The sequence below is a fragment of the Herbaspirillum sp. Her3 genome, from assembly GCF_057961275.1.
In genome coordinates this window covers 100,868-127,298 of record NZ_CM176328.1, presented here as the reverse complement: position 1 = coordinate 127,298, position 26,431 = coordinate 100,868, and the positions used below count along the sequence as shown (strand labels likewise).

23 protein-coding genes are annotated in these 26,431 nt (G+C 63.6%); 8 read left to right on the top strand and 15 right to left on the bottom strand.

Going from position 1 to position 26,431, the window contains the following annotated elements; genetic code table 11:
• Positions 1-131 precede the first annotated feature (131 nt).
• Positions 132-1,286, bottom strand: coding sequence for a CobW family GTP-binding protein (locus ACVC5H_RS00555; protein ID WP_489620495.1), 1,155 nt, complete (start codon positions 1,284-1,286; stop codon positions 132-134).
• A gap of 163 nt (positions 1,287-1,449) precedes the next feature.
• Positions 1,450-2,136 (bottom strand): GTP cyclohydrolase II, encoded by a 687-nt coding sequence (gene ribA / locus ACVC5H_RS00550; RefSeq protein WP_489620494.1) that lies wholly within the window; start codon positions 2,134-2,136, stop codon positions 1,450-1,452.
• Between the two features lie 236 nt (positions 2,137-2,372).
• Here ribA and ACVC5H_RS00545 point away from each other — a divergent pair, with 236 nt between their 5' ends.
• Entirely contained in the window at positions 2,373-4,004 is a 1,632-nt protein-coding gene (locus ACVC5H_RS00545; RefSeq protein ID WP_489620493.1) for a GMC family oxidoreductase, read from the top strand.
• Between the two features lie 34 nt (positions 4,005-4,038).
• A complete protein-coding gene (locus ACVC5H_RS00540) occupies positions 4,039-5,457 on the top strand; it encodes a coniferyl aldehyde dehydrogenase (RefSeq protein ID WP_489620492.1) in 1,419 nt (472 codons plus the stop codon).
• A gap of 6 nt (positions 5,458-5,463) precedes the next feature.
• Here ACVC5H_RS00540 and ACVC5H_RS00535 read toward each other — a convergent pair whose 3' ends face one another.
• The 4 genes from ACVC5H_RS00535 to ACVC5H_RS00520 are packed head-to-tail and all read right to left on the bottom strand — an operon-like array spanning position 5,464 to position 8,306.
• On the bottom strand, positions 5,464-6,213 hold the full coding sequence (locus ACVC5H_RS00535; RefSeq protein WP_489620491.1) for a Fic family protein: 750 nt from the start codon (positions 6,211-6,213) through the stop codon (positions 5,464-5,466).
• 18 nt (positions 6,214-6,231) lie between these two features.
• Complete coding sequence (gene lipA / locus ACVC5H_RS00530; RefSeq protein ID WP_008333855.1) at positions 6,232-7,224, bottom strand: lipoyl synthase; 993 nt, start codon at positions 7,222-7,224, stop codon at positions 6,232-6,234.
• A gap of 39 nt (positions 7,225-7,263) precedes the next feature.
• On the bottom strand, positions 7,264-7,956 hold the full coding sequence (gene lipB / locus ACVC5H_RS00525) for a lipoyl(octanoyl) transferase LipB (RefSeq protein WP_489620490.1): 693 nt from the start codon (positions 7,954-7,956) through the stop codon (positions 7,264-7,266).
• Between the two features lie 35 nt (positions 7,957-7,991).
• The gene (locus ACVC5H_RS00520) at positions 7,992-8,306 is read right to left on the bottom strand and encodes a DUF2917 domain-containing protein (RefSeq protein WP_489620489.1); all 315 of its coding nucleotides are present in this window, start codon (positions 8,304-8,306) and stop codon (positions 7,992-7,994) included.
• 195 nt (positions 8,307-8,501) lie between these two features.
• Between ACVC5H_RS00520 and gcvA the strand changes: the two genes are divergently transcribed.
• Positions 8,502-9,452 (top strand): transcriptional regulator GcvA, encoded by a 951-nt coding sequence (gene gcvA / locus ACVC5H_RS00515; RefSeq protein ID WP_489620488.1) that lies wholly within the window; start codon positions 8,502-8,504, stop codon positions 9,450-9,452.
• Positions 9,453-9,529: 77 nt separating this feature from the next.
• Here the strand turns inward: gcvA and ACVC5H_RS00510 are convergent, their stop codons facing one another.
• The gene (locus ACVC5H_RS00510) at positions 9,530-9,811 is read right to left on the bottom strand and encodes an HP0495 family protein (RefSeq protein WP_338717343.1); all 282 of its coding nucleotides are present in this window, start codon (positions 9,809-9,811) and stop codon (positions 9,530-9,532) included.
• Positions 9,812-10,102: 291 nt separating this feature from the next.
• Between ACVC5H_RS00510 and ACVC5H_RS00505 the strand changes: the two genes are divergently transcribed.
• Both ACVC5H_RS00505 and ACVC5H_RS00500 read left to right on the top strand, forming a co-directional pair.
• Positions 10,103-10,681, top strand: coding sequence for a ComF family protein (locus ACVC5H_RS00505; RefSeq protein WP_489620487.1), 579 nt, complete (start codon positions 10,103-10,105; stop codon positions 10,679-10,681).
• A 4-nt stretch (positions 10,682-10,685) separates the two neighbouring features.
• On the top strand, positions 10,686-11,276 hold the full coding sequence (locus tag ACVC5H_RS00500) for a hypothetical protein (protein WP_489620486.1): 591 nt from the start codon (positions 10,686-10,688) through the stop codon (positions 11,274-11,276).
• Here ACVC5H_RS00500 and ACVC5H_RS00495 read toward each other — a convergent pair whose 3' ends face one another.
• Both ACVC5H_RS00495 and ACVC5H_RS00490 read right to left on the bottom strand, forming a co-directional pair.
• On the bottom strand, positions 11,277-12,125 hold the full coding sequence (locus ACVC5H_RS00495) for a D-amino acid aminotransferase (RefSeq protein ID WP_489620485.1): 849 nt from the start codon (positions 12,123-12,125) through the stop codon (positions 11,277-11,279).
• A 117-nt stretch (positions 12,126-12,242) separates the two neighbouring features.
• Positions 12,243-14,030: an ABC transporter ATP-binding protein/permease gene (locus ACVC5H_RS00490; RefSeq protein WP_489620484.1), complete on the bottom strand. Its 1,788-nt coding sequence runs from the start codon at positions 14,028-14,030 to the stop codon at positions 12,243-12,245.
• A gap of 274 nt (positions 14,031-14,304) precedes the next feature.
• On the opposite strand from ACVC5H_RS00490, the gene ACVC5H_RS00485 reads away from it, so the two are divergent.
• Both ACVC5H_RS00485 and ACVC5H_RS00480 read left to right on the top strand, forming a co-directional pair.
• Positions 14,305-15,984 carry a methyl-accepting chemotaxis protein gene (locus ACVC5H_RS00485; RefSeq protein WP_489620483.1) on the top strand — a complete coding sequence of 560 codons (1,680 nt, stop codon included), beginning with the start codon at positions 14,305-14,307 and terminating at the stop codon, positions 15,982-15,984.
• A 434-nt stretch (positions 15,985-16,418) separates the two neighbouring features.
• Positions 16,419-18,275, top strand: a complete 1,857-nt coding sequence (locus tag ACVC5H_RS00480; protein WP_489620482.1) for an ABC transporter ATP-binding protein — start codon at positions 16,419-16,421, stop codon at positions 18,273-18,275.
• A 95-nt stretch (positions 18,276-18,370) separates the two neighbouring features.
• Here ACVC5H_RS00480 and bglX read toward each other — a convergent pair whose 3' ends face one another.
• On the bottom strand, positions 18,371-20,725 hold the full coding sequence (gene bglX / locus ACVC5H_RS00475) for a beta-glucosidase BglX (RefSeq protein ID WP_489620481.1): 2,355 nt from the start codon (positions 20,723-20,725) through the stop codon (positions 18,371-18,373).
• A gap of 265 nt (positions 20,726-20,990) precedes the next feature.
• On the opposite strand from bglX, the gene ACVC5H_RS00470 reads away from it, so the two are divergent.
• On the top strand, positions 20,991-22,532 hold the full coding sequence (locus ACVC5H_RS00470; protein WP_489622758.1) for a glucan biosynthesis protein G: 1,542 nt from the start codon (positions 20,991-20,993) through the stop codon (positions 22,530-22,532).
• A gap of 179 nt (positions 22,533-22,711) precedes the next feature.
• Here ACVC5H_RS00470 and ACVC5H_RS00465 read toward each other — a convergent pair whose 3' ends face one another.
• The 5 genes from ACVC5H_RS00465 to rsmG all read right to left on the bottom strand — a co-directional run bounded on the left by ACVC5H_RS00465 (position 22,712) and on the right by rsmG (position 26,382).
• A complete protein-coding gene (locus tag ACVC5H_RS00465; protein ID WP_489620480.1) occupies positions 22,712-23,623 on the bottom strand; it encodes a ParB/RepB/Spo0J family partition protein in 912 nt (303 codons plus the stop codon).
• Positions 23,624-23,676: 53 nt separating this feature from the next.
• On the bottom strand, positions 23,677-24,447 hold the full coding sequence (locus ACVC5H_RS00460) for a ParA family protein (protein ID WP_489620479.1): 771 nt from the start codon (positions 24,445-24,447) through the stop codon (positions 23,677-23,679).
• Positions 24,448-24,465: 18 nt separating this feature from the next.
• Positions 24,466-25,098 carry a leucine efflux protein LeuE gene (gene leuE, locus ACVC5H_RS00455; protein ID WP_489620478.1) on the bottom strand — a complete coding sequence of 211 codons (633 nt, stop codon included), beginning with the start codon at positions 25,096-25,098 and terminating at the stop codon, positions 24,466-24,468.
• A 70-nt stretch (positions 25,099-25,168) separates the two neighbouring features.
• On the bottom strand, positions 25,169-25,720 hold the full coding sequence (locus ACVC5H_RS00450; protein ID WP_489620477.1) for a lipocalin family protein: 552 nt from the start codon (positions 25,718-25,720) through the stop codon (positions 25,169-25,171).
• Positions 25,720-26,382 (bottom strand): 16S rRNA (guanine(527)-N(7))-methyltransferase RsmG, encoded by a 663-nt coding sequence (rsmG, locus tag ACVC5H_RS00445; protein ID WP_489620476.1) that lies wholly within the window; start codon positions 26,380-26,382, stop codon positions 25,720-25,722. The genes ACVC5H_RS00450 and rsmG overlap by 1 nt, the downstream gene beginning before the upstream one ends.
• Positions 26,383-26,431 lie beyond the last annotated feature (49 nt).

Genomic DNA, 26,431 nt, shown 5'->3' with positions numbered 1-26,431 from the left:
GTGAGCCCGATCATAATCCGGACTATCCCTCGTTATCGGACAAAGCCGATTTATTTTTAATCGGACAAACCCAGGCCGCCTGTCCGTATGTTGCCGCACGAGAATGGTGCGACCTCCTCCCCGGACTGCACTCAATAGGCTGGCGGCGCTGCGGCGCGCTGCTCGCGGGCGGCACGTTCGATGGCCTGGGCCTGCATGAAGGCGTCGAAGGAGCGCTCGATGGTGGCGCGCTCGATATCGCGGGTGATGAAGACGATACGGCTGCGGCGGTCTTCCGAAGGCCATTCCGGCAGCGTGGCGGTGGGATGGAAGATGTGCTGCACGCCGTGGATCACGGTCGGCTTGTCTTCGCCCTTGAGGTTGAGGATGCCCTTGATGCGCAAGATGTTGGGCCCCTTGAAGCCGACCAGCAGACTCAGCCACTCATCGAAGAGTACCGGATCGATGGGCTCGTCGAAGGTAAAACAGAAGGCGCGGATGTGGTCGTCATGGCGGTTCACGTCGTGGGCGTGGTCGTCATGGTGATGATGCGCATGATGATCGTGGCCGTGATGATGATGGTGTTCGTGATGCGCATGAGCCTGCTGCTCGGCGAAGGCTTCCTCGTTGAGCCAGCGCGCCACGTCGGGCATCTTCTCGCCCGGTTTGAACAGGCCCGCATCGAGCAGTTCGGCGGCGGCGATCTGGCCGAGCTGCGGCTGCAGCTGGCGCGCACCCGGGTTGAGCGTGCGCAGGCGCGCCTGCAGTGCCGCCAGCGTGGCGGGGTCGGCCAGGTCGGTCTTGGTCAGCAGCAGGCGATCAGCCACGGCGGCCTGCTGGACCGCTTCCGGATGATGATCCAGCGTCGACATGCCATTGACTGCATCGACCGTGACGATCACGCCATCGAGGCGATAGCGCGCCGAGATGAAGGCGTCCGTCATCAGCGTATGCAGGATGGGGGTGGGCGAAGCCAGGCCGGTGGTCTCGATGACCACCCGGTCGAACTTGCGCTGGCCACCTTCGGCGAAGCGCCAGGTGATGTCCTTCAGGGTCTTCTTGAGATCGCCGCGGATGGTGCAGCACAGGCAGCCGCTGCTCATCTCGACGATGGTTTCTTCCTGGCTGTGGGCCACCAGCAGGTGATCCAGGCCGATCTCGCCGAACTCGTTGATGATGACCAGGGTGTTCTTCATCTCCGGCTGGGTGATGAGGTGGTTCAGCAGCGTGGTCTTGCCGCTGCCCAGGAAACCGGTCAACAGGGAAACGGGAATCGGTGCGGCGCCGGCAGGTACGGATGGGTTCATGGTGAAAGACGGGATGAGAATGGACGATCCAGCCGCCATGCTACCTGATGCATCAAGCAGGCTGCTTCCGCGCGGCAAAAAAAAGACGGACCGCGTGGGTCCGTCCTGCCTGCCGGGCGCTCCGGGCACCGACATCTTTACCCGGATTTACAAGCTGCCGATGTCACTCGTTGTCGTGCGCATCCAGCGGCACTTTTTCGGTCTTTTCCTCGGGCTTGGCCAGGCCCGGCAGCAGGTGGCCCAGCTTGCGCGCCTTGGTGCCCAGGTAGCCGATGTTGAAGGGATTATGGTTGGCGATGAGCGCGATGCGCTCGGTCACGGTGATGCCGCTGTCCTCCAGCGCCTTGACCTTGCGCGGGTTGTTGGTCATCAGGCGCAGGCTGGTGATCTTCAGGTGCGCCAGCATGGGCAGCACGATGGTGTAGCGCCGCATGTCGGCCGGGAAACCAAGGCGTTCATTGGCTTCAACGGTATCGGCGCCCTGGTCCTGCAGGTGATAAGCGCGGATCTTGTTCAACAGGCCAATGCCACGGCCTTCCTGGCGCAGGTAGAAGAGCACGCCACGGCCTTCCTTGGCGATCTTCTTCAGGGCCGCTTCCAGCTGGGCGCCGCAGTCGCAGCGCTGGGAGAACAGCGCATCGCCGGTCAGGCACTCGGAATGCACGCGGCCCAGCACCGGCTCGCCATTGCCGACCTCGCCCAGGGTCAGGGCCAGGTGTTCCTTGCCGGAAACCTCATCGTAGAAGGCGTGCAGTTCGAAGGTCGCCCAGGGCATGGGCAACTTGCACGAACTGACGAAGACCAGTTTTTCTTCCGGCGCGGCGGCGGCCGGTGCGATCGGTAAGGACATGACAACCTGCTTTCGAATCGAATGCTCAGAACCGCGTATCTTACCTTGGGCACGGCTTTATTTCAGCGCGCCAGCCGCTGTGGTGAAGGCAATTGTCCAATTCGTGCAGGGAATTTGAACCGTTGGCGCCTGCCGGTCATAATGCAACACCAGTCCGGGAGACACCGGACGCGGCGCCCTGGCCCCGGCGGCGGCGCCTCATGAAAGCCGGTCAACGATAAAACAGGGAGACAACCGTGCTGTTCGATTACGTCATCGTCGGTGGCGGCTCGGCGGGTGCCACGCTGGCCGCGCGCCTGTCGGAAGATCCGCGTGTATCGGTCTGCCTGCTGGAAGCGGGCGGCCAGGGCGACAGCCTGCTGGTGCGCACCCCGGCCGCCGTGGTGGCCATGCTGCCCGGCTATGGCAAGCTCAACAACTGGGCCCTGCAGACCACGCCCCAGCCGGGCCTGAACGGCCGGCGCGGCTACCAGCCACGGGGGCGTGCCCTGGGCGGCTCCTCGGCCATCAATGCCATGCTCTACATCCGTGGCCAGCGCCAGGATTACGACGGCTGGGCCGAGGCCGGCTGTCCTGGCTGGGACTGGGAATCGGTGCTCCCCTACTTCAAGCGCGCCGAAAACAACGTGCGCGGCGCTGATGCCTGGCATGGCGCCAGCGGCCCCCTGCAGGTCTCCGAGCAGAACCGGCCACGCCCGATCACGCGCGCTTTCATCGAGGCCGCGCAGGCGCGCGGCTATCCGCTGTGCGAGGATTTCAACCGGGGCGACAACGAAGGGGTGGGCCTCTACCAGGTCACGCAATTCCACACCCGTGCCCATCGCGGCGAGCGCTGCTCGGCAGCCGCCGCCTACCTGCACCCGGTGATGGGCCAGCGCCCCAACCTGACCGTGCTGCGCCAGGTGCGGGCGCAACGGCTGTTGTTCGAGGGCAAGCGCGCCGTGGGCGTGGCATATCGCCAGCAGCAGCAGGATCTCCAGGTGCGCGCCGCGCGCGAAGTGATCGTGGCGGCGGGCGCCTTCGGTTCGCCGCAGTTGCTGCAACTGTCAGGCGTGGGCCGGCCCGAGGACATCCTCCCGCACGGCATCGCCCTGCACCACGCCCTGCCCGGCGTAGGTCAGAACCTGCAGGACCACCTCGACTTCACCCAGGGCTGGACCACCCGCGACACCGACAATTTTGGCCTGGGCGTGATCGGCGGCCTGCGCCTGCTGGGCCAGCTGCTGCCCTGGAAACGCCATGGCGAGGGCCTGATCGCCACACCCTTTGCCGAGGGCGCGGCCTTCCTCAAGACACGCACCGGACTGGAGCGGCCCGACATCCAGCTGCATTTTTGCATCGCCATCGTGGATGACCATGCAAGAAAGCTGCATGCCGGTTATGGCTTCTCCCTGCACATGTGCCTGCTGCGCCCGCATTCGCGTGGCCGCGTGGGACTGCAGTCGGCCGACCCGATGGCCGATCCGCTGATCGATCCGGGCTATCTCTCCGACCCGCGTGACCTGGCCACCATGATCGCGGGCGCGCGCATCGCACGGCAGATCGTGATGACCGAACCGCTGCGCCGCTACTGCGGACGGGAGCTCTTCGGTGGACACGACGGCATGGATGATGCGCAATGGGAAGCCATGATCCGCAACCGCGCCGACACCATCTATCATCCCGTGGGTACCTGCCGCATGGGCGAGGACCAGATGGCGGTGGTCGATGCGCAGCTGCGCGTGCATGGTCTGCAAGGACTGCGCGTGGTCGATGCCTCGGTGATGCCCACGCTGGTCAGCGGCAACACCAATGCCCCGGCCATCATGATTGCCGAGAAGGCAGCCGACCTGATCCGTGCCAGCCAGGAACAGGCGCATGCGGCCTGAAAAAAAACTACAGTGACCATGCAAGGATGCATCAATGACCGACACCACCGCTGCACAATTGCATCAGCTTTTTACTGCCCAACGGCAAGCCTTCGCCGCCGACAGCGACCCATCCCATGCGCTGCGCATGGACCGTCTGGCGCGCCTGCAGGCGCTCATCGGCGACCATGAGGCCGCCCTCATCGCAGCCATCGACGCCGACTTCGGCGGCCGTTCGCATCATGAGACGCGCATGGCCGAACTCTTCGTTCTGCGCGCCGGAATCCGTCACGCGCAATCGCATTTGCAGCGCTGGATGCGGCCGCAGCGCGTCGCCACGGCCCTGCACTTCCTGCCCGGCAGCAATCGGCTGCTGGCGCAGCCGCTGGGGGTGGTGGGCATCATCTCGCCCTGGAACTATCCGCTGCAACTGGCGCTGGGCCCAGCGCTGGCAGCCCTGGCGGCGGGCAACCGGGTGCTGCTCAAGCCCTCGGAACTGACGCCCCGGCTTTCATCCCTGCTGGCCGGGCTGGTCGCGCGTACCTACGCCCCGGAGGAAATGGCCGTGGTCACCGGTGACGCGGCCATCGGACAGGCCTTTGCCGCCCTGCCCTTCGATCACCTGTTCTTCACCGGTTCGACCCAGGTAGGCCGCCAGGTTGCGCAACTGGCTGCCGCCAACCTGACGCCGGTGACACTGGAGCTGGGCGGCAAGTCGCCTGCCATCCTCGATCCATCGTGCCGCCTGGAAAGCGCCCTGCAGCGCATCGCCTTCGGCAAGCTGCTCAATGCCGGCCAGACCTGCGTGGCGCCGGATTACCTGCTGGTCCCGCACGGCCAGGGCGCCGGCGTGGCGCAGCAACTGGCGCAGGCCATGGGGCGGCTCTATCCGCATCTGCACGGCAACCCGGACTACACGGCCATCATCAGCCCGCACCATCGCGCGCGCCTGCAAGCGCTGGTGGAAGAAGCGCGTGCGGGCGGTGCGCAGGTGATCGAGGTCAACCCGGCCGGCGAAGACCTGGGCCAGAGCCGCAAGCTCGCGCCTGTGCTGATCCTGGGCGCCACCTCGTCGATGCGGGTGATGCAGGAAGAGATCTTCGGGCCGGTGCTGCCCATCCTCGAATACGATGAGCCGGAAGACGCCATCGCCCACGTACGCCGGGGACCGCGTCCGCTGGCGCTGTACTGGTTCGGCGAGGACGCGGGGCGCCGCGAACAGGTACTGCGGCAAACCCATGCGGGCGGTGTGACCATCAATGATTGCCTGTGGCATCTGGTGCAGGAGGAGCAGCCCTTCGGCGGCGTCGGCGAAAGCGGCATGGGCGCCTACCACGGGCGCTGGGGATTCGATACCTTCAGCAAGCGCAAGCCGGTGTTCCGGCAGGCGCGCTTCAACGGCGGGACGCTCTTGCATCCGCCGTATGGAAAGACGTTTGAGTGGGTGTTGGGGTTGATCAGGCGGTTGAGCTGAAGCGTCTCATCCGGCTGAAGGCAGCAGATCGAGATACAACTGCAGCGAGCGCTGCACACTCTCGGCCACCAGCGCGGTGATGGCCGCATGATCGCCGGTGACACAGGCTTCGTCGAGGGCATCGTAATAGGCCAGCCGGTCTTCCTTGCGGATCACGGCAGGCGGATAGCCGGACTTCATCAGATCGAGATTCAACAGCAGGCGACCGGTGCGGCCGTTGCCGTCGACGAAGGGGTGGATTTTCACGAAGCGCGTATGCAATTGCGCGGCACGCTCGACCGCATGCAGGCTGGCCGCTTGCTGATACCAGTCCAGCAGCGCGCGCATTTGTTCGTCAAGGTGCAGGAAATCCGGCGGCGTGGTGCTGGCACCGGCGATCACCACATTCTCGCGACGGTAACGGCCGGCCTCGTCAGCATCGATGCCTTTGAGCACCAGGCTGTGGATGTCCTTGATGTGCGACTCGCTCAGGGGCTCGTTGCCGGCGACGATCTGTTCCACCAGCAGGATGGCATCGCGGTGATTGATGGCTTCGAAGTGCTCACGCAGGGACTTGCCGCCGACGGTGATGCCTTCCAGCACCACCTTGGTCTCGCGCAGGGTCAGCGTATTGCCTTCGATGGCGTTGGAGTGATAGGTCCACTCCAGGACCAGTTTCTCGCGCAGCGAAGCAACCGTATGAGGAGGCAGCGGGCGGGCAGCGTCGAGCCGGGTCTTCTCGGCATCGACGGCGGCAAGCCTGGTGTCCGTTGGCATGACCCGCTGCTGAAGGCGTCAGACCAACCCGTGCGCCTGCTGATCCGCATGGTAGCTCGAGCGCACCATCGCACCCACGGCCGCATGCACGAAGCCCATCTTGTAGGCTTCTTCCTCGTACATCTTGAAGGTGTCGGGATGCACGTAGCGGCGCACCGGCAGGTGGTCGCCGCTGGGCATCAGGTACTGGCCGATGGTCAGCATGTCCACGTTGTGCGCGCGCATGTCGCGCATGACCTGCAGCACTTCCTCGTCGGTCTCGCCCAGACCCACCATGATGCCGGACTTGGTCGGCACTTCCGGATGCAGGTCCTTGAAGCGCTTCAACAGGCTCAGCGAATATTCGTAATCGGAACCCGGACGCGCTTCCTTGTACAGGCGCGGTGCGGTTTCGAGGTTGTGGTTCATCACGTCCGGCGGGGCCATCTTGAGGATTTCCAGTGCGCGGTCCATGCGGCCACGGAAGTCCGGGGTCAGGATCTCGATGCGGGTTTCGGGCGACAGTTCGCGCACGCGCTGGATGCAGGCGGCGAAGTGGGCGGCGCCGCCATCGCGCAGGTCATCGCGGTCCACGCTGGTGATGACCACGTAGGACAGGCGCAGCTGGGCAATGGTCTTGGCCAGGTTTTCCGGCTCGTTGGGGTCCAGCGGATCGGGGCGGCCGTGACCGACGTCGCAGAAGGGGCAACGGCGGGTGCACTTGTCGCCCATGATCATGAAGGTCGCCGTGCCCTTGCCGAAGCATTCGCCGATGTTGGGGCAGGAGGCTTCTTCACAGACCGTCACCAGGTTGTTGGCGCGCAGGATGTCCTTGATCTCGTAGAAGCGGGTGGTCGGCGAGCCGGCCTTGACGCGAATCCAGTCCGGCTTCTTCAGCTTTTCGGCGGCCACCACCTTGATCGGGATCCAGGCGGTCTTGCCGGCGCCCTTCTGCTTGTCCAGCGGATTGGCGCGGGCCGAGCCGGTGGCATTGGAGGAAGAATCTGCTGCGGGAGTGAGTTCGGTAGTCATGTCGGTCGTTCCGGCCTTGGCGCTGGCGGCGCGTGAGGCTCAAGCCATGCCCGCGAAGCGGGCGATCAGTTGGTCGGCAAGCAAGTCCTGGACATCGGCCAGCCGGGCGTGGGCAGCCCCGAGGGTCTGCATGTCCACGGTGGCCAGGCCTTCGTAGCCGCAGGGGTTGATCCAGGAAAACGGTGCCAGGTCCATCGCCACGTTGAGCGAAACACCATGGTAGGTGCAGCCGTTGCCTCGTATCTTCAAGCCCAGCGCGGCCACCTTGGCGCCCTGCCAGGGGCCGTCGGCAGCGTAGATGCCGGGCGCCCCCTCCTTGCGTACACCGGCCAGATTATACGCCGCCAGCGTGGCGATCACCGCCTCTTCGATGTTGTGCACGAATTCACGGGCGAACAGGCGCGCCCCACTGCGGTTGCGGCGCAGGTCCATCAGCAGGTAGATCACCACCTGGCCAGGGCCGTGGTAAGTGACCTCGCCGCCGCGGTCGGTCTGGACGATGGGGATGTCGTGCGGATTCAACACATGGGCGCGGTCGGCACCCAACCCCAGCGTATAGACGGGCGGATGCTCGACGATCCAGAGCTGGTCGGGAGATTCTGAGGTGCGCGCATCGGTATAGGCGCGCATGGCGGCGAAACTGGCCTCGTAGGGCTCGACGCCACGCCGGACGATCTCGGGCCGGCGGGCACCAGCAGGCGCAGCGCTGGCGGTGGGTAGTGCGGTTTGCATGCCCGCCAGTGTAGCGAAATTCGGTGCTGCCCGCGTCAGAACCAGCGGATGAGACCGTGCGGCAGGAGCTTTGCGATACGTATCGTCTCGTTACTATCATCCTTGGGAGGCAGAGGCGTGACCGTAAACTCGGCGGCCCCATGCACGGCTTCAAAGATGGCCTCGCCGCGCCCGTGGTAGTCGAAAGAGCGTCCCGGCCTGAGCCAGATATCCTCGCGGCAGCCGGCAATGGTCAGCCACACCAGTCCGGAGGTCACCCGGATGCGCACGCCACCCTGCAGGCGGCGGGTCTGGACCTGGCCTTCCTGCAACTGGGCGGCAGGGCCTTGATCTGTGAATGAAATTGCCATGGCGGATACTCCTCTGCGAGACTGTCTGAAACGCCAGGCAAGCCGCGTCCCTGCCGCATGGCCCTGGTGGGCGCGGCTTCAAGCGGGAGATGCCTGGAATGATGTGCGATGAGCCATCATTGTAGGAAAGCCCGCAAGCACGGCAAAACGATATATATTGCCCTTCTTTGCTAATGGAATTCACAAGGAGGCAGCATGGCCGACCTGAGAAAATTGCCCAACCTGGCCGCCCTGCGCGCCTTCGATGCGGCGGCCCGCCATGGCTGCTTCTCGCGTGCGGCCGAAGAGGTGCACGTCACCCCCGGCGCCATCAGCCACCAGGTGCGCGCGCTGGAGGAAGACCTGGGCCTGCAGCTGTTCCATCGCCATGGCAAGCGCATTTCCATCACCGAGACCGGCGAGCGCTTCGCCGCGACCATCCGCAAGTCGCTGGGCGAGATCGCCCAGGCCGCCGAGCACCTGCGCAGCCTGACCCGCCAGCAGCGGCTGGTGATCTCGGCCACGCCTTCCTTCGCCTCACGCTGGCTGGCGCCGCGCCTGTGGAAGTTCATCGATGCCCATCCCGAAATCGAAGTGGTGCTGCAATCCGGCAGCCACCTGGCCGACCTGCGGCTGGATGGGGTGGACATCGGCATCCGCTTTGGGCGCGGGCAGTACAGCGGCGTGGTCACCGAAAAGTTGAGCGACGATTACTACTATCCGGTGGCCGCCCCCGGCTATCGCGGCAAGCAGAACAAGAAACTCACGCGACCATCCGACCTGGCCCACTGCACCCTGCTGCGCATGGACACGCGCGAATCCTGGAAACCCTGGCTGACCCTGGCCGGGCTGGACCTGCCCGAGCCGCGCGGCACGCTGGTGGTGGAGGATTCTTCGCTGACGCTGCGCCATGCGGTGGAGGGCAAAGGCGTGGCGCTGTCACGGCACACCATTGCCTGGCAGGAGATCGCCAGCGGCACCCTGGTGCGGCTGTTCGACGTGGCCCAGCTGTGCGAGGAAGCGCACTACCTGGTGCATCTGCCGGAGGGGCTGGAAAAGCCGGGCGTGGCGGCCTTCAGGAAGTGGATCGTGGAAGAGATGCAGCAATTCCAGGCACAGTCGGCATGGCCGGGCATGGTGCAGAAAACGTCAAGCCGCAAGAAGTGAACGTCCCATGAAAAAACCGGCGCGCCTTGCAGGCTGCGCCGGTTTCGGGTGCGTGTTGAGTACGTACCGGGTAAAGCTCAGAGCACGAACTTGACCATCTCATGCGTGGACAGCGCGCGATAGATGTTGTCGAGCTGGGTGCGGCTGGTGGCCCGCACGGTCAGGGTGAGCGAGAGGTACTTGCCCTGGGTGGAGGGACGCATCTCGACCTTGCCGGCATGAAACTCGGGGTCGTGCTCGACGACCATGGCGACGATGGTCTCGGCGAAAGCGTCATGGGTGATCCCGACCACCTTGATGGGGAAGTCGCTGGGATACTCGATCAGGGATTCTTCAGGGGAAATAGTGGGCATAGTCATGGCAAACCGCCTTGGCGTTGTCCGCCTGGCGCTCCGATTTCAATGCTCCCAGATGGGGATGAACCGGCCGGCTTCAAGCGGGGGAATCGGGTGGGGAATGCCTGCATTCTACGCCATGCGGGCGGGGTGGCGTGCGCAAAAGCCATCGCATCCGTGTGCTTGTCGTGCGTTGCGCACATTACCGCACGCGTATGAGGCCCGGAAATCTGTTCCAAACTTTCCAACAATTGCGATTGAAGAGGATCGCGCACCGCATAAGACTTTGGCGTTTCCGACAACCTGCGGTGTCTCATGCAAGTCAACATCAAAACGCTACATGGTCGCTTTGCTCGCGGCTATGCCCTCGACAAGCATTCCCTATTCAGCATCCCGGCCGGGTATGGCGCAAATGGCCACATGCAATGGCACACCCTGCGCACTGAAGTGGGAGAAGCGCTGTATCAGTTGAAATACAGACAGCAGCGCCGGCATGTCCTGCCGCTGGCGCAGGCCTTGCAATCGCACATCCTGCCTCTGCTGCCGGGTTTCAGCCTGATCGTGCCGATGGCGCCTTCTCATCCTCGCCGTCAACAACCCGTCGCGGCTATCGCTCATGCACTGGGAAAGCTGGTCGGCAAACCGGTGTTCGCGCTGCTGAACAAGGCGGCAGGCTCACCGCTTCTGAAAGACCTGGGCTCACGCAGAGAAAAAGAGGCTGCGCTGGCCAATACCCTCATTCTGAATCGCCTCATCCGCAGCGAGGGCCGCTGGAATGCACTCCTGCTGGACGACCTGTACGATAGTGGCGCTTCGATCAATGCCGCGTGCGATGTGCTGCGCTCCTATGAGAAAATCAGGGACATTTTCGTGGCAACGCTCACCTGGAGATAAGCCCATGACCACCGTTTTCATTGCAGGCTCCATCAGCATCCATCGTCTGCACGCCAAGGTCCAGGAACGGATCATGAATATCGTGCGCCAGGATTTCGATGTCGTGGTGGGCGATGCAGATGGTGCGGACACAGCCATCCAGCACTTCCTTCGAGAGACGGACTACCAACGCGTGACCGTGTTCTGCAGTGGCAATGCACCGCGCAACAATGTCGGTCAGTGGCCGGTGCGTAGCGCAAATGCCAGGCAGCGGCCCGGCTCGCGCGCGTTCTTCACGGCCAAGGACGTTGCCATGGCAGAGGCGGCAGACTCCGGCCTGATGATCTGGGACGCCAGGAGTACCGGCACCCTCGCTAACGTGATGGAGCTACTGAGCCGCCAGAAATATTCCTGGGTCTTCGTCGACCCGGCCACCAGCTTCCAGGCCATCAAGAGCGTGGAAGCGATCGAAACCCTGGTGGACTGCATGGCTGCGCCCGCGCGTCTGCAGGCCGAAGGCAAGCTTGGCCTGAGCGGCAAGCTCGCGGGACTGCGCACACGGGAGCGGCAGTCCACCCTGTTCCCCAATGCATTCACCGGAGCTCAGTACGTCTAGTTACAGCCGCGCCTTGGCCCCCTGATAAGCCGCATACACCTTGGCAAACACCGGCCCCGGCTGGCCGCTGCCGACTGGCTTGTCATCCAGCGTCACCACCGGCAGCACTTCCTTGCTGGCCGAGGAAATGATCAGCTCGTCGGCCCCCAGCACTTCCTCACGGGTGATGCGGCGCGATTGCAGCGAGATACCCTGCTCGGCGCACAGCTCTTCCATCAAGCCATAGCGAATCCCTTCGAGGATCAGGTTGTCCTTGGGCGGGGCCGAGATCTTGCCGTCCTTGACCACCCACACGTTGGAGGACGAGGCCTCCGACAGATAGCCGTCGCGGAACTGGATCGCTTCGGTAACCTGGTGCTCGGCGGCGAACTGCGCGGCCAGCACGTTGCCCAGCAGCGAGGTGGACTTGATCTGGCAGTTCAGCCAGCGGCGGTCTTCCAGCGTCACGCAGGCCACGCCCTTCTCGAAGGCCGAGGCCGGCGGCAAGGCCATGGGATTGCTCATGATCAGCACCGTCGGCACCACTTCCTTGGGGAAGGCATGCGCACGCTTGGCCACGCCCCGGGTGACCTGGATGTAGATCATCTGGTCCTCCAGGCCGTTGGCCTCGACCACCTGGCCGATGAGGCCGTTCCAGCCGGCTTCATCATGCGGATTCGGAATACCGATGCTGGCCAGGCTGCGGAACAGGCGCGCCAGGTGCTGCTGGCCACGGAAAGCCTTGCGGCGATACATGGGGATCACTTCGTAGATGCCGTCGCCAAAGATGAAGCCGCGGTCCAGCACCGGGACGCGGGCTTCGGAGAGGGGCGTGAGTTCGCCGTTGAGATAGACGATGGGATCGTTCATGGTGGGCTTTCCGGTAATCGAGTGTGAGCGGGTGAAGGCGGCAACCCTGCCGCGATGAATCCATTCTGTCACGCGGGCTTCGACGCCCCTATGCAAAAACGGTATAAGGCCCTCCCCTCACGCGGCAATGGGCAGCGCCTCCACCCGATGGCCCTGGCCCTCGCCCGCAGCGGTAAATTTCCAGCGCACGTCGTGGAAGCGCGCCAGCGTTTCGCGGTGCGCGATGCTGATGACGGTCACGCCCGGCAGTTCGCGCGGCAAGGCGGCATAGAGCGCTTCCTCGGTCTCGCCATCCATGGCGCTGCTGGCCTCGTCCAGGAACACCAGGCGCGGACGGTTGAGGAATACGCGCACGAAGGCCAGGCGCTGCTGCTCACCCGGGGACAGGGCCAGGCTCCAGTTGGCCGCTACATCGAGACTAGCAGCCAGGTGCGACAGACGGCACAGGTTCAGATAGCGCGTGATGAGCGCATCATCGAAACTGCCCTCGGCCGCCGGGTACGACAGCGCCGCCCTCAGCGTGCCGATGGGCAGGTAGCTGCGCTGCGGCAGGAACATCGCCGGCGCGTCCTGCGGCAGGGCGATGCGGCCCTGGCCATACGGCCAGATATCGGCCATGGCGCGGATCAGGGTGGACTTGCCGCAACCGGAAGGACCGCTGATGAGCACGTGCTCGCCCGACTCCACGCGCGCATCCAGGCTGTCCATCATGGGCCGGCCATCAGGGAAGGACAATTGCAGGCCCTGCAGCGTGACGGCACTGCCGCCATGGGGGGCGACCTCGATGGTGCGCGGCATGTCGGCCGCACGCTGGACGTCGGCATGGAAACCCGCCAGGCGGTTGATGCTGGCCTTCCAGCTGGCCAGGGTGGTGAAGGCATTGATGAACCAGGACAGCGCATCCTGCACCTGGCCGAAGGCATCGCTGATCTGCATCAGCACGCCCAGCGAAATGGCGCCGGAGAAGTAGCGCGGCGCCGACACCAGCATGGGGAAGATCACCGCGAACTGTCCATAGAAATTGACGGCCACGTTGAGCTTCTTGGTCAGCCGCATGATGTTCCACCAGTTCTCGCGGATGTCGTCCAGCCGGGCCGTCAGCTGCGCACGTTCCTGCGGCTCGCCGCGATACAGCGCCACTGCCTCGGCATGTTCGCGCACGCGGATCAGGCCAAAGCGGAAGTTGGCCTCGAAGCGTTCCTGGTTGAAACTCAGGTCCACCAGCGGACGGCCGACCCACCACACCAGGCCCGAGCCGATGGCGGCATAGGCGATCACGAACCAGACCATGTAGCCGGGAATGATCCAGGATTGCCCGAAGGCGGAGAAGGACAGCGGCCCGCTCACCGACCAGAGGATGTGGATGAAGGAGAACAGGGTCACGCTGCTGGAGATGAAACCCAGCACCAGCGAGAGCGTGTCCGAGGTAAGCGCGTGCAGGTCTTCGGCAATGCGCTGGTCGGGGTTGTCGGAGAGGCGGCCCTCCTGGCCCTGCTCGATGCGGTAGTAGGCGCGATGCGCCAGCCAGCGGTCGAGATAGCGCGTGCTCATCCAGTAGCGCCAGCGGATCTGCAGGGCCTGCTTGAGGTAGACGCTGTAGATGGCGATGGCCACGAAGACGAAGGCCAGTCCCGAGAATTGCCACAGCAACGACTTGAACTGGGCGTAGTCGCGCGACTGCAGCACGTTGTACATGTCGCGGTTCCAGGAATTGAGCCGCACGTTGATGTAGACCATGCCCAGGTTCAGGGCCAGGATCGACAGGAGCAGGGCCCAGGCTTTCCACTTCTCTTCCGATACCCAGAAGGGCTTGATGAGGTGCCAGATGTCGCTGCGGCTGGCACGGCTGGCACGGTTGGCACGGTTGGCGCGAGTGGCCAAGGGGGCTGGGGATTGTTCTGTCATGTCGTAATCCTGATGGTGGTGTCCTCTTTGCTGCCCAGCTTGCCGCAAAAGACTTAACTCAGGCTTAACTCAGGGTAAATGAAGGATGAAGAAGCATTAAGGAAAGCTTAATGCTTTTGCAATCCAGCATTCAGCGCTATTGAATGCATCGAAACAATCAATCCCGCCCGCACGCAAACCCCGCTAGACTGCGCTTCTGATCAATATTGCCGCACATCAACCCCTGTGCGGCCTGCAAGCGTCCGCACCGATGCGCCCCCTCATGGAGAATCACATGCCCCCCCTTTCCCCCAAGCGCCGTTCGCTCAGCGTCGCGGCCCAACTGGCACTGAGTTTTGCGCTGGTACTGGCGATGATGCTGGTGCTCACGGTGGCCAGCATTTCCAAGGTCAGCGCCATCGAAGGCAGCCTGACGACCGTCAGCGAAGACAACAGCGTCAAGCAGCGCTATGCCATCAATTTCCGCGGCAGCGTTCACGACCGTGCCATCGCCCTGCGCGACCTGACCCTGGTGAGCGAGCCCGAGGTCAAGGACGTGATTGCCCTCATCAACAAGCTCGATGCCGATTACCAGCAATCGGCCCGGCCGCTCGATCACGTCTTCGCCACCATGAAGGTCAATGCCGATGAGCGCGCCAGCCTGGAGCGCATCAAGGCCATCGAATCACGCGCCATGCCGCTGGCGGCCAAGACCATCGCCGCCCGCAACGCAGGGGATGTCGACGGCGCCCGCCAGCTGCTGCTGAGCCAGGTCAAGCCGGCGTTCGTCGAATGGCTGGCCGCGATCAATCATTTCATCGACCTGGAAGAACACATGAGCCAGGTGGAGTCCGCCAAGGCGCGCAGTACCGCCCACGGTTTCCAGGCCTTCATGCTGGTGCTGCTGGGCGCGGCCCTGGTGGCCGGTGCCGTGCTGGCCACCCTGATTACCCGCAGCATCCGTGGCGCGCTGGGTGCCGAGCCCGATGAGGTCAAGCAGCTGGCGCTGGCGGTGGATCGCGGCGAGCTGTATCACGTTGCCGCAATACCGGCAGCCGGGGGCGGCAAGCGCCAGAGCATCATGGCCGCGCTCTCCGAGATGAGCGGCAACCTGCGCCATACCGTCACCCACGTGCGCGATGCGGCTGCCGGTGTGGCCACCATCAGTGCCCAGATCGCCGCCGGCAACAGCGATCTCTCGGCACGCACCGAAGACCAGGCCGCGTCACTCGAAGAAACCGCCTCGGCCATGGAGCAGCTGACCGCCACCGTCAAGCAGAATGACGGCCACGCGCGCCAGGCCAACCAGCTGGCCCGCAATGCCTCCGACATCGCAAAACAGGGCGGCGCCATCGTGGAAGAAGTGGTCGATACCATGGCCGCCATCAATACTTCCTCGCGCAAGATCGTGGATATCATCAGCGTGATCGATGGCATCGCTTTCCAGACCAACATCCTGGCCTTGAATGCCGCCGTGGAAGCAGCCCGTGCGGGCGAGCAGGGACGCGGCTTTGCGGTGGTGGCCACCGAAGTGCGCAACCTGGCCCAGCGCAGTGCGTCGGCGGCCAAGGAGGTCAAGCAGTTGATCGATGCCTCGGTGGGCAATGTGGAAGCTGGTACGCGCCTGGTGGAGCGCGCCGGCGATACCATGGAACAGATCGTGGCCAGCGTGCAGCAAGTCACCGACGTGATGGGTGAGATCTCGGCGGCCAGCCACGAGCAGAGCCTGGGGATCGAGGAAGTCAACAAGGCCATCGCGCTGATGGACCAGGTGACCCAGCACAATGCCGCGCTGGTGGAGCAGGCTAGCGCCGCCGTGGCCACGCTGCAGGATCAGGCCGTGAGCCTGAACCAGGCCGTGGGGGTGTTCCAGCTCGACGCGCCGGACGCAGTGGTCCCTGCTCCGATACTGCAGACCGTGCAGATCCCGCTGCGGGTCGTCCCTGCATTGTCAGTGGTGCGCAAGGCGGCATAAGCGGGACGCCCCGCTTGCGGATCTCCCTGGAAGTCCTCCACAAACCCCAGCACGCCTGCGCCATGACGGCCGCTCCAGCGGCCGTCTGATGGCGTCCCTGCAGGCACAAGCAGCTTGGCCGCGAAATGGTCCAATACGGACCATTCCGATTTTCCGACAAGTGTTTTTCCCCTGTCCGATACACGCAAGGCAGCCGCATATGAGATGATGCGGCTTCCATCTTTTCGCGGCCTGCCCCGGGATCACGATAGCGGCCCTGCTGCCGCAGCGATCTGCCAGCCGCGCATGAACGGCGTACCGCCTCGCGCAATATTCTCCCAGGTACGCCACATGAAATGAGTTCTAGCAACGCCCGACTGCGCCACTGCCCTGCTGGCTGTCTTTGCGCCTGCCGCACCGCCGTCGGCCCTGATCCGATTTTTGGAGTCCCTCGCATGTTCAGCTGGTTTGAAAAACTGGTCCACCCCTACCCCGACACGCATCCGCTGCCGCCGCCGCGCGGCTTCATGCGCTTCATCTGGTTCTGTACCAAGGGCGTACGCCCCTACATTGCCGCCATGACCCTGATGACGGCCATCATCGGCGTCTTCGAGGCGCTGCTCTTCGCTGCGCTGGGCCGCATCGTCGACTGGCTGGCCAAGGTGCAGCCCGCGCAATTGTGGGCGCAGGAAGGCCATACCCTGGTGTGGCTGGTGGTGATCCTGGCCGCCAGTCCGCTGCTGATCGCGCTGCAGACCATGTACAAGCACCAGACCCTGGCCGGCAACTTCCCCATGCTGCTGCGCTGGAATTTCCATCGCCTCATGTTGAGCCAGAGCATGAGCTTCTACCAGAACGAGTTCGCCGGACGGGTGGCCACCAAGGTCATGCAAAGTGCGCTGGCCGTGCGTGACTTCTGCATGATCGTGGGCGATATCCTGGTCTTCATCACCATCTACTTCGCCACCCTGGTCGGCGTGGTGGGCAGCTTCGACCTGTGGATGCTGGCCCCCTTCTTCATCTGGCTGGCCGCCTTCGCGGTGGCGCTGCGCTACTTCGTGCCGCGCCTGTCGGCGGTGGCGCGCAACCAGGCCGATGCGCGCTCGCTGATGACCGGGCGCATCACCGATGCCTACACCAACATCGCCACCGTGAAGCTGTTCTCGCACGCAGGACGCGAGGCCGATTACGCCCGTAGCGCCATGCGCGAATTCCTCACCACGGTCAATCGCCAGATGCGCCTGGTCTCGGGCTTCGAGGTGGTCAACCATCTCCTGAACATGGTGCTCATCATCGGCGCGACCGGGGTGTCGCTGTATCTCTGGACACAGGGCAAGGTGGGCGTGGGCGCAGTCGCCGCCAGCACCGCCATGGCGCTGCGCCTGAACGGTATCGCGCACTGGGTGATGTGGGAAATGTCGTCGCTGTTCGAACACGTGGGCACGGTGCAGGATGGCATCAACACCCTGGCGCGTGCGCACGAGGTCAAGGATGCGCCGGATGCCCGGCCGCTGCTGGTGCGCCAGGGCGAGCTGCGCTTTGAAGGCGTGAGCTTCAGCTATGGCGGTGCTGCGCCGCGTCCGGTGGTGGACAAGCTGGACCTGATGATCCGCCCCGGTGAAAAGATCGGGCTGGTGGGCCGCTCCGGCGCCGGCAAGTCGACCATCGTCAACCTGCTGCTGCGCTTCTACGATATCGAGGGTGGCCGCATCACCATCGATGGCCAGGACATCGCCCACGTCACGCAAGACAGCCTGCGCGCGCAGATCGGGATGGTGACCCAGGATACGTCGCTACTGCATCGTTCCGTGCGGGAGAACATCACCTATGGCCGTCCGGATGCGAGCGACGCCGAGATGATCCACGCCGCCGAACGCGCCGAGGCACACGACTTCATCGGCACCCTGGCCGATGCCAAGGGCCGCACCGGCTATGACGCGCATGTAGGCGAGCGCGGCGTGAAGCTCTCCGGCGGCCAGCGCCAGCGCATCGCGATTGCCCGCGTGATGTTGAAGGATGCCCCCATCCTGCTGCTGGACGAAGCCACCAGCGCGCTCGATTCGGAAGTGGAAGCGGCCATCCAGACCTCGCTCTACAAGCTCATGGAAGGCAAGACCGTGGTGGCGATTGCGCACCGTCTCTCGACCATCGCGGCGATGGATCGCCTGATCGTGCTGGACCAGGGACGCATCGTCGAGCAAGGCACGCATGCCGAACTGCTGGCGGCCAATGGCTTGTATGCACGGTTGTGGTCGCACCAGAGTGGCGGCTTCCTGGGTGAAGAGGAAGAGGATGCGGTGATGACGGCGTGATGCCATCCATGTATAAATGATTTATATCATTTATATCGATCCACAAACGATAAGGGCGCACCCGGCGGTGCGCCCTTTTTTCTTGGTGAACTGGCTTACTGCAGATTGAACGAAGCCGTCTTCACGTCCTTGGAATCCAGCCCGATCTGCACCTGGAATTCACCCGGCTCGGCCACGTACTCCAGCCTGGCGTTGTAGAAGGACAGCGCCTTGCGATCGATGTTGAACTGTACTTCCTTCTCTTCGCCCGGCTGCAGCATCACCTTGCGGAAGTCCTTCAATTCCTTGACCGGACGCACCACCGAGGCGGCCACGTCGCGGATGTACAACTGCACCACGGTGGCGCCGGCGCGGCGTCCGATGTTCTTGACCGTCACGCTGGCCTGCACTTGTCCATCAGCGGTCATGCTGGCTTGCGACAGGCGCACGTCGGAGAGCTTGAATTCGGTATAGCTCAGGCCGTATCCGAATGGATACAGCGGACCATTGGGCTCATCGAAGTACTGCGAAGTGTAGTTGCCCGGCTTGCCTTCGGTATAGGGACGGCCCACGCGCGGATGGTTGTAGTAGCTCGGGATCTGGCCCACCGAACGCGGGAAGGTGATGGGCAGCTTGCCGGAAGGATTGACGTCGCCGAAGAGGATGTCGGCAATCGCATTGCCGCCCTCGGTGCCGGTGTACCAGGTCTCCAGGATGGCCGAGGCATTCTCGCGCGCCCAATTGAGATCGAGCGGACGACCATTCATCAGCACCAGTACCAGCGGCTTGCCGGTGGCCTTCAGCGCCGTGAGCAGGTCCTGCTGGCTCTGCGGCAGCAACAGCGAGGTGCGGCTGGAGGACTCGTGCGACATGCCGCGCGACTCGCCCACGGCGGCCACGATCACATCCGCATGGCGGGCGGCCTTCACCGCCTCATCGATCATGGCCTTGGGGCTGCGCTTGTCCTGCACCACTTCCGGATCATCCCAGTTCAGGAAGTTGAGATAGTCGACGATGCGCTTGTCTTCGGTGATGTTGGCGCCGCGTGCATAGACCAGCTTGCCTTGCGCACCCAGGGCATTCTGCAAACCCTGGCGCAGGGTGATGGTCTGCTGGTCCTTGCCGGCAGCGGACCAGCTGCCCAGCATGTCGATGTGCGAATCGGCCAGCGGTCCGACCAGGGCGATGCGCGCGGTCTTCTTCAGCGGCAGCGCGGCGTTGCGATTTTCCAGCAGCACCATGGACTGCTGCGCCACTTCGCGCGCGTCGCGGCGATGCAGGCGGCTGTCGGCATAGACGTCGGGCGGATCATCGGCCGCGCGGCCGATGCGCACGTACGGGTCCTTGAAGAGGCCCAGGTCATACTTGGCGCCGAGGATGTCACGCACGGCATTGTCCAGCTCCTGCTGCGAGACCTTGCCCGAGCGCACCAGCTCAGGCAACTGCTTGATGTAGACCTGATCGGCCATGCTCATGTCGGTGCCGGCCCTGATCGCCAGGCGCGCGGCTTGCGCATCGTTCTGCGCCACGCCGTGATTGACCAGTTCGGTGATGGCACCGTGGTCGGAAACGGTCAGCCCCTTGAAGCCCCAATCGCGGCGCAACAGGTCCTGCAGCAGCCAGGTGTTGGAAGTGGCCGGGGTGCCATTGATGGAATTGAGCGCCACCATCACCGCACCCGCGCCGGCATCGATGGCGGCACGGTATGGCGGCAGGTAGTCGTTGTACATGCGCTGCGGGTCCATGTTGACGACGTTGTAGTCACGTCCGCCTTCGACTGCGCCATACAGCGCAAAATGCTTCACGCTGGCCATCAGGCGGTTGGCGGCGATGGGCTTGCTGTCGCCCTGCAGGGCGTGCACCGAGACTTCGGCAATGCGCGAGACCAAGTAGGGATCTTCACCAAAGCCTTCGGAGGTGCGACCCCAGCGGGGATCGCGGCTGATGTCGACCATGGGTGCGAAGGTCATGTCGATGCTGTCAGAGGCGGCTTCTTCGGCAGCGATGCGCATGGTGCGGGCCACCACGTCCATGTCCCAGCTGGAGGCCAGGCCCAGGCCGATAGGGAAAGTAGTGCGATGCCCGTGAATGACGTCATACGCAAAGAACATCGGGATCTTCAGCCGCGAGCGCATGGCACCGTCCTGCAGCGGACGGTTCTCGGGACGGGTGATGGAATTGAAGGTGCCGCCCACACGGCCGGCCGCCAGTTCCTCGGCCAGCTTCTTGGCGGGCATCTCGGGGCCGATACTGATGAGCCGCAATTGCCCGATCTTTTCTTCCAGCGTCATCTGCCGCAGCAGGTCATCAATGAAGGCGGTCTTGTCGCCCAGCAAGGCCATATTGGCTTGTGCATGGGCCGCCGGGCCGGTCAGGGCGGCGCTGCAGGCCAGCGCGCACAGGGTCATGGCCAGGGCCAGGCGGGGGCGGCGCGATCGCGCGGCTTGCCGCTCGGTAAGCTTGTGGGACACGGGTTTCCTCTCTCTTTTTTAAACTTTGGCGGCGCGCCGGCCTCTACAAGAAGGTGAGCGGCGGCCCATCGCAGGGGATGTTGCCGGCTGGAGCATGAATTGATTGTCTTCTATGATGCTTAGCCGGCGCGACGGTTCGCTATATTATTCTGTTTTGATGCCTGCCGGAGAGGCAGGCGCATGGCGGCACACAGGGTGTGCCGTTTCTTTGTGGAGAAATGCGTTGATCAAACATGGATGGAAATGGCCTGTGCTGCAAGGCCTGATGCTGTCGGCCACGCTGCTGGCCACCTCGGTGCAGGCCCAGAGCAGTCAGGGCTTCGACCTCAACCAGGCCGTGGCGCGCGCCCAGGCGCTGGCCGCCAAACCCTATCAAAAACCGGTGAGCAATCTCTCGCCGACCTTCGCGGCGATGCAGTTCGCCGATTACATGAAGATCCAGCCCAAGAGCGAGAAGTTCGAGTGGCGCAACCAACCCACGCCCTTCAAGCTGGCCTTCTATCACCAGGGCATGCAGTTCAACGCGCCGGTGGTCATCCACGAAATCGTCGATGGCCGCGTGCAGGACGTGAACTACAGCACCGACCGCTTCAACTTCGGCGACCTGGCGCTGGCCAAGGACAGCACCGCGCACCTGGGCTATGCGGGCTTCCGCGTGGTCTATCCGCTCAACCGCGATGACAAGGAAGATGAGGTCATGAGCGTGCTCGGTGCGAGCTATTTCCGCGTGATCGGCAAGGGCCAGGTGTATGGTCTGTCGGCACGCGGGCTGGCCATCGACACGGCCATGCTGAGCGGTGAGGAATTCCCGCACTTCACCGAATTCTGGATCCAGCGTCCGGCTGCGGGCGAGAAGCAGCTGACCTTCTACGCGCTGCTGGATTCGCCGCGCGCTACCGGCGCCTACAAGTTCACGCTCACGCCCGGCAAGGATGCCCTGCTGGATGTGCAGGCACGCGTCTTCCTGCGTGCTGACGTGGGTCGCCTGGGCATTGCGCCGCTGACCAGCATGTTCCTCTTCGGTCCCAACCAGCAATCCTCGCGCCGCAACTTCCGTCCGGCCATCCATGACTCCAATGGCCTGGCGATCCATACCGGCACTGGCGAGTGGCTGTGGCGCCCCTTGAACGATCCGCAGAACGTGGAAGTGAGTTCCTTCGAAGTGACCCATCCGCGCGGCTTCGGGCTGTTGCAGCGGGGCCGCGATTTCGCCTCCTATGAAGACCTGAAGGATCGCTACGACCTGCGTCCCTCGGCCTGGATCGAGCCCAAGGGTGACTGGGGCCGTGGTGCCGTGCAGCTGGTGGAGATTCCCACCGCCGACGAGACCAACGACAACATCGTGGCCTACTGGCTGCCTTCGCAACTGCCGCCGCGCGGTACGCCGCTGGCCTATGACTATCGCATCCACTGGACCATGGATGAACCGGCCATCCTCAACAATGAAGTGGGCTGGGTCAAGCAGACCTTCCATACCGATGGCGAGCTCACGCAAGCCAACCTGATCCGCGCCTTCGACGGCACCACGGCCTTGCTGGTGGACTTCACGGGCGGGCAACTGGGTACGCTGCCCGCAGGGACGGCGGTTCAGCCCCAGGTGAACGTTTCGAACAACGGCGAATTGATCGATGCCCAATTGCAGCCCAATCCGGCCATCAACGGCTGGCGCCTCACGCTGCGGGTGAAGATTCGTAACGTTTCGCAGGCAGTGGAATTGCGCGCCGCACTGACCGCCAATGGCAAGCCGCTCACCGAGACCTGGAGCTATCAGTTGCCGCCGCGTTCGGATGTGCAGCGGACTTTTTGAGGCTACGCCCTGTGCTCCACCATCGGCGTGCCTTCGATACGGCCCTGAAAGGGCCTACTCAGGTCGAACGGTAGAGTGAGTGCTGCGAAACGGCTGCCATCCTGAAAATTATTTATATAAAAAAATGGGCTGCTCTGAATCGGGCAGCCCATTTTATTTGGTGCGTCTTGCTGATGCGATCAGCTCTCCACCGACTCCCCGCGCAGACGCGCGATCACCCCATCGAGTGCATCGAGGTCATTGAAGTTGATGATGAGCTGGCCCTTGTTGCGGGCACCGGTCTTGATGCTGACCTGGGTGGCCAGCAGGTCCGAGAGTTCTTCTTCCAGGCGCGCGATGTCGCGTGACTTGTCCTTGACCTCGCGCGGCTTGGCGGCCTGCTCCGCACTGGCGCGGGTGACCAGCTTTTCGGCATCGCGCACCGACATGCGCTTGGCCACGATCTGGTTGGCCAGCTGGATCTGGGTCGCGGAATCGACGGCCAGCAGGGCACGGGCATGGCCCATGTCGATGTCGCCGGCCATGAGCATGGTCTGTACCGGCTTGGCCAGATTGAGCAGACGCAGCAGGTTGGACACCGCACTGCGCGAACGGCCCACGGCCAGTGCCGCGCGTTCGTGGGTGAAGGCGAAATCGGTGATGAGGCGGTGGATACCCTGGGCTTCTTCCAGGGGATTGAGATCCTCACGCTGCATGTTTTCGATCAGGGCCATGGCGGCCGTGGTCTGGTCATCCACGTTCTTGACCAGCACCGGTACCTCGGTCAGCCCGGCGATCTTGGCCGCGCGGAAGCGACGTTCACCGGCGATGATCTCGTAGAGATCCTTGCCATTCTTCTGGCCGATGGCGCGGATCAGGATGGGCTGCAGCAAGCCCTGTTCCTTGATCGAGGCGGCCAGCTCATTGAGCGCGCCTTCGTCCATGCGGGTACGCGGCTGGTACTTGCCGGCCTGCAGTTCGGTGACCGGCATCACCGTCGGCAAGCCCTGCGCAGCCTGCGCCTGGACTTCTTCGGTGATGTCGGACGATCCGCCCAGGAGCGCGTCCAGTCCGCGTCCCAGACCCTTGGATTTTTTCGGTAGAGTTGCCATGCGAGTGCCTGATGAAAAACGATGCGTGATGACGGAGCCGGTTACAGCGTGAATTACAGCGTCTTGATGCGCTCGACCATTTCCGCCCCGAAGGCGATGTAAGCCTGTGCGCCCTTGGACAGCGGATCGAAGGTCACGCCCGGCAAGCCATACGAGGGCGCTTCGGCCAGTCGCACGTTGCGCGGGATGACGGTCTTGAAGACCTTGTCGCCGAAGTGCTGTTCCAGCTGGTCCGAGACCTGCTGGGAGAGCGTCATGCGCGGATCGAACATCACGCGCAACAGGCCAATGACCTTCAGTTCCGGGTTCAGCTTGGCGTGCACCTTCTTGATGGTGTTGACCAGATCGGACAGCCCTTCCAGCGCGTAGTACTCGCACTGCATCGGGATGATGACGCCATGCGCCGAGCACAGGCCGTTGAGGGTCAGCATCGAGAGTGCAGGCGGGCAGTCGATGAGGATGAAGTCATAGTCGTCCGCGACCTGGGCGAAGGCCAGCTTCAGGCGTGCTTCGCGCTGTTCCAGTTCCACCATTTCCACTTCGGCGCCGGCCAGTTCGCGGTTGGCCGGCAGCACGTCGAAGCCCCCCGCGTCGGAACGCTTGCGCACGCTGCGAATGTCGGACATGCCCAGCAGCACTTCATAGATCGAGCCTTCCAGGGTCGCCTTGTTCACGCCCGAACCCATGGTGGCATTGCCCTGCGGGTCGAGGTCGGCCAGCAGCACGCGCTGGTTCAGTTGCGCCAGTCCAGCCGCGAGATTGACTGCGGTGGTGGTCTTGCCTACGCCACCTTTCTGGTTGGCGACACAAAATATTTTTGCCATATCTTTGTTATGTGAGCGTTATTGCGTGGTCAGCTTGATGCCGAACCCGATCAGGAAAATACCTGCCGCGCGCGAAGCCAGTTTGGCGATGGTGCGATTGCGGGCCATCCGGCGGGCGGCGGCATTGCCGACGAAGATCAGGAAGCTGCCATAGAGGAAAGTGCAGCAGCTGATGACCGCGCCCATCGTGACGAAGGTCAGCGCGCCCTGTTGCGTGGCGGGGTCCAGGAACAGCGGGAAGAACGCCATGTAAAACACGATGGCTTTCGGGTTGAACAGGGTCACCAGAAAGCCGCGCCGGAATTCTGCGGCGTTGGAAAAGGGTACGACTGTACCACCGCCCTGCCCTCTTGCAAACAAAAGACGTCCGCCCAGGTAGGCCAGATAGGCCGCACCCAGGTATTGCAGGCCATGGAACAACAGTGGATTGGCATGCAGCAGTGCGGCCACGCCAGCGGCGGCCAGGAACATGAGCACGATATCGCCCAGCATCAGGCCGGCTTGCGCCATGAAGCCGCCGCGCAGTCCGCCCTTGGCGGCGCAGGTCAGCACGCAGAAGGTGCCGGGGCCGGGCAGCAGCAGGAACACCATGGTGGCGGCAATCAGTTGCCAGATGTCGGTGATGCCGAGGGAATGAAAGATCGCCTGCATGGTGGGTCTCCTTGAATGTGAGCGGCCCGGGTTGCTGCCCGGGCCGCTGGCCTGATGTCAGGTTGCCGGTTTACGGCTTGCTCTTGACCACCCGCGAGGTATCGAAACCTTGCTTGGTGGCGTTGTTGATGGCGTTTTCGTATTGCTCGTCGCTGATGGTGGGCGTGCGCGAGAGGATCCACAGGTATTCGCGCGAGGGGCTGCCCACGGTGGCCAGGGTGTAGTGCTCGTCCAGGTCCATGATCCAGTAGTCACCCCACACCATCGGGATCCAGGACAGCCAGGCCGGTGCAAAGCGCACTTCCAGCTTGCTGTTGTTGCTGCCCGGGACCACCCGCGCCACGCCCTTGGCTTCATCGATGCCTTCGGCCGTCTTGCAGCGGTTGACGACATCGATCATGCCATCATCGCGCGCAGAATACTCGGCGCTGGTGCCGGAAATGCATTTTTTCTGGAAGCTGTTGGGGATCTTGGCGATTTCGTACCACTTGCCGGCATAGCGCTTGAGGTCCACCGAGGGCACGGTCTTGACTTCCTGGGCGTGGAGCGACGCCATGCCCAGGGCGCCATAAGCCGCCATCGAGACCATGGTGGCCACCAGGGCCCGTTTCAGTTTGTTCATCAGGTCGTTCTTTCCATGAAGATGAGATGCCGTTCGGCATCCAGGCCCGGTACCTGCAAGGGCTGCACCTGCTGCACCTGCCACCCCGCCGGCAACCGGTCGATTTCATCCTGCGGCAGCACGCCCTTGAGGGCGATGTACTTGCCACCTTGTTGCAGGAGGTGATTCGACCAGGTAACGAAGTCCTTCAGTTCCGCAAAAGCGCGCGAAGTGATGACATCGTATTGTTGCTCTACAGGCAACTGCTCCACGCGCGCATGCAGCACGGTGACATTGCCCAACTGCAATTGCGCCTTGACCTGGTTGAGGAAGGCGGTCTTCTTCTGCACCGTATCAACCAGGGTGATCCGCATCTGCGGCTGCGCCTCGGCTGCCCAGATGGCCAGCACGATGCCCGGCAGGCCGCCACCCGCGCCCACGTCCAGCACGCGCCGGGCACCGGTGAAGGCCGACACCGCCGACAGCGAATCCAGAAGGTGGTGCGTCACCATCTGCGCCGGGTCGCGCAAGGCGGTCAGGTTGTAGACCTTGTTCCACTTGGCCAGCAGGGCCTGGTATGCCATCAGCTTGTCGATCTGGGCATCGGAAAGCGCCAGGCCCATGGCCTTGGCGCCTTCCTTCAGGCTGCGGGTCAAATTGTTCAGGTCTGCAGTGTTGCTCATCCGTGATGCCTTGGTATTGATCTGGTTCGAGGGCGGTGCCCGGAATTTT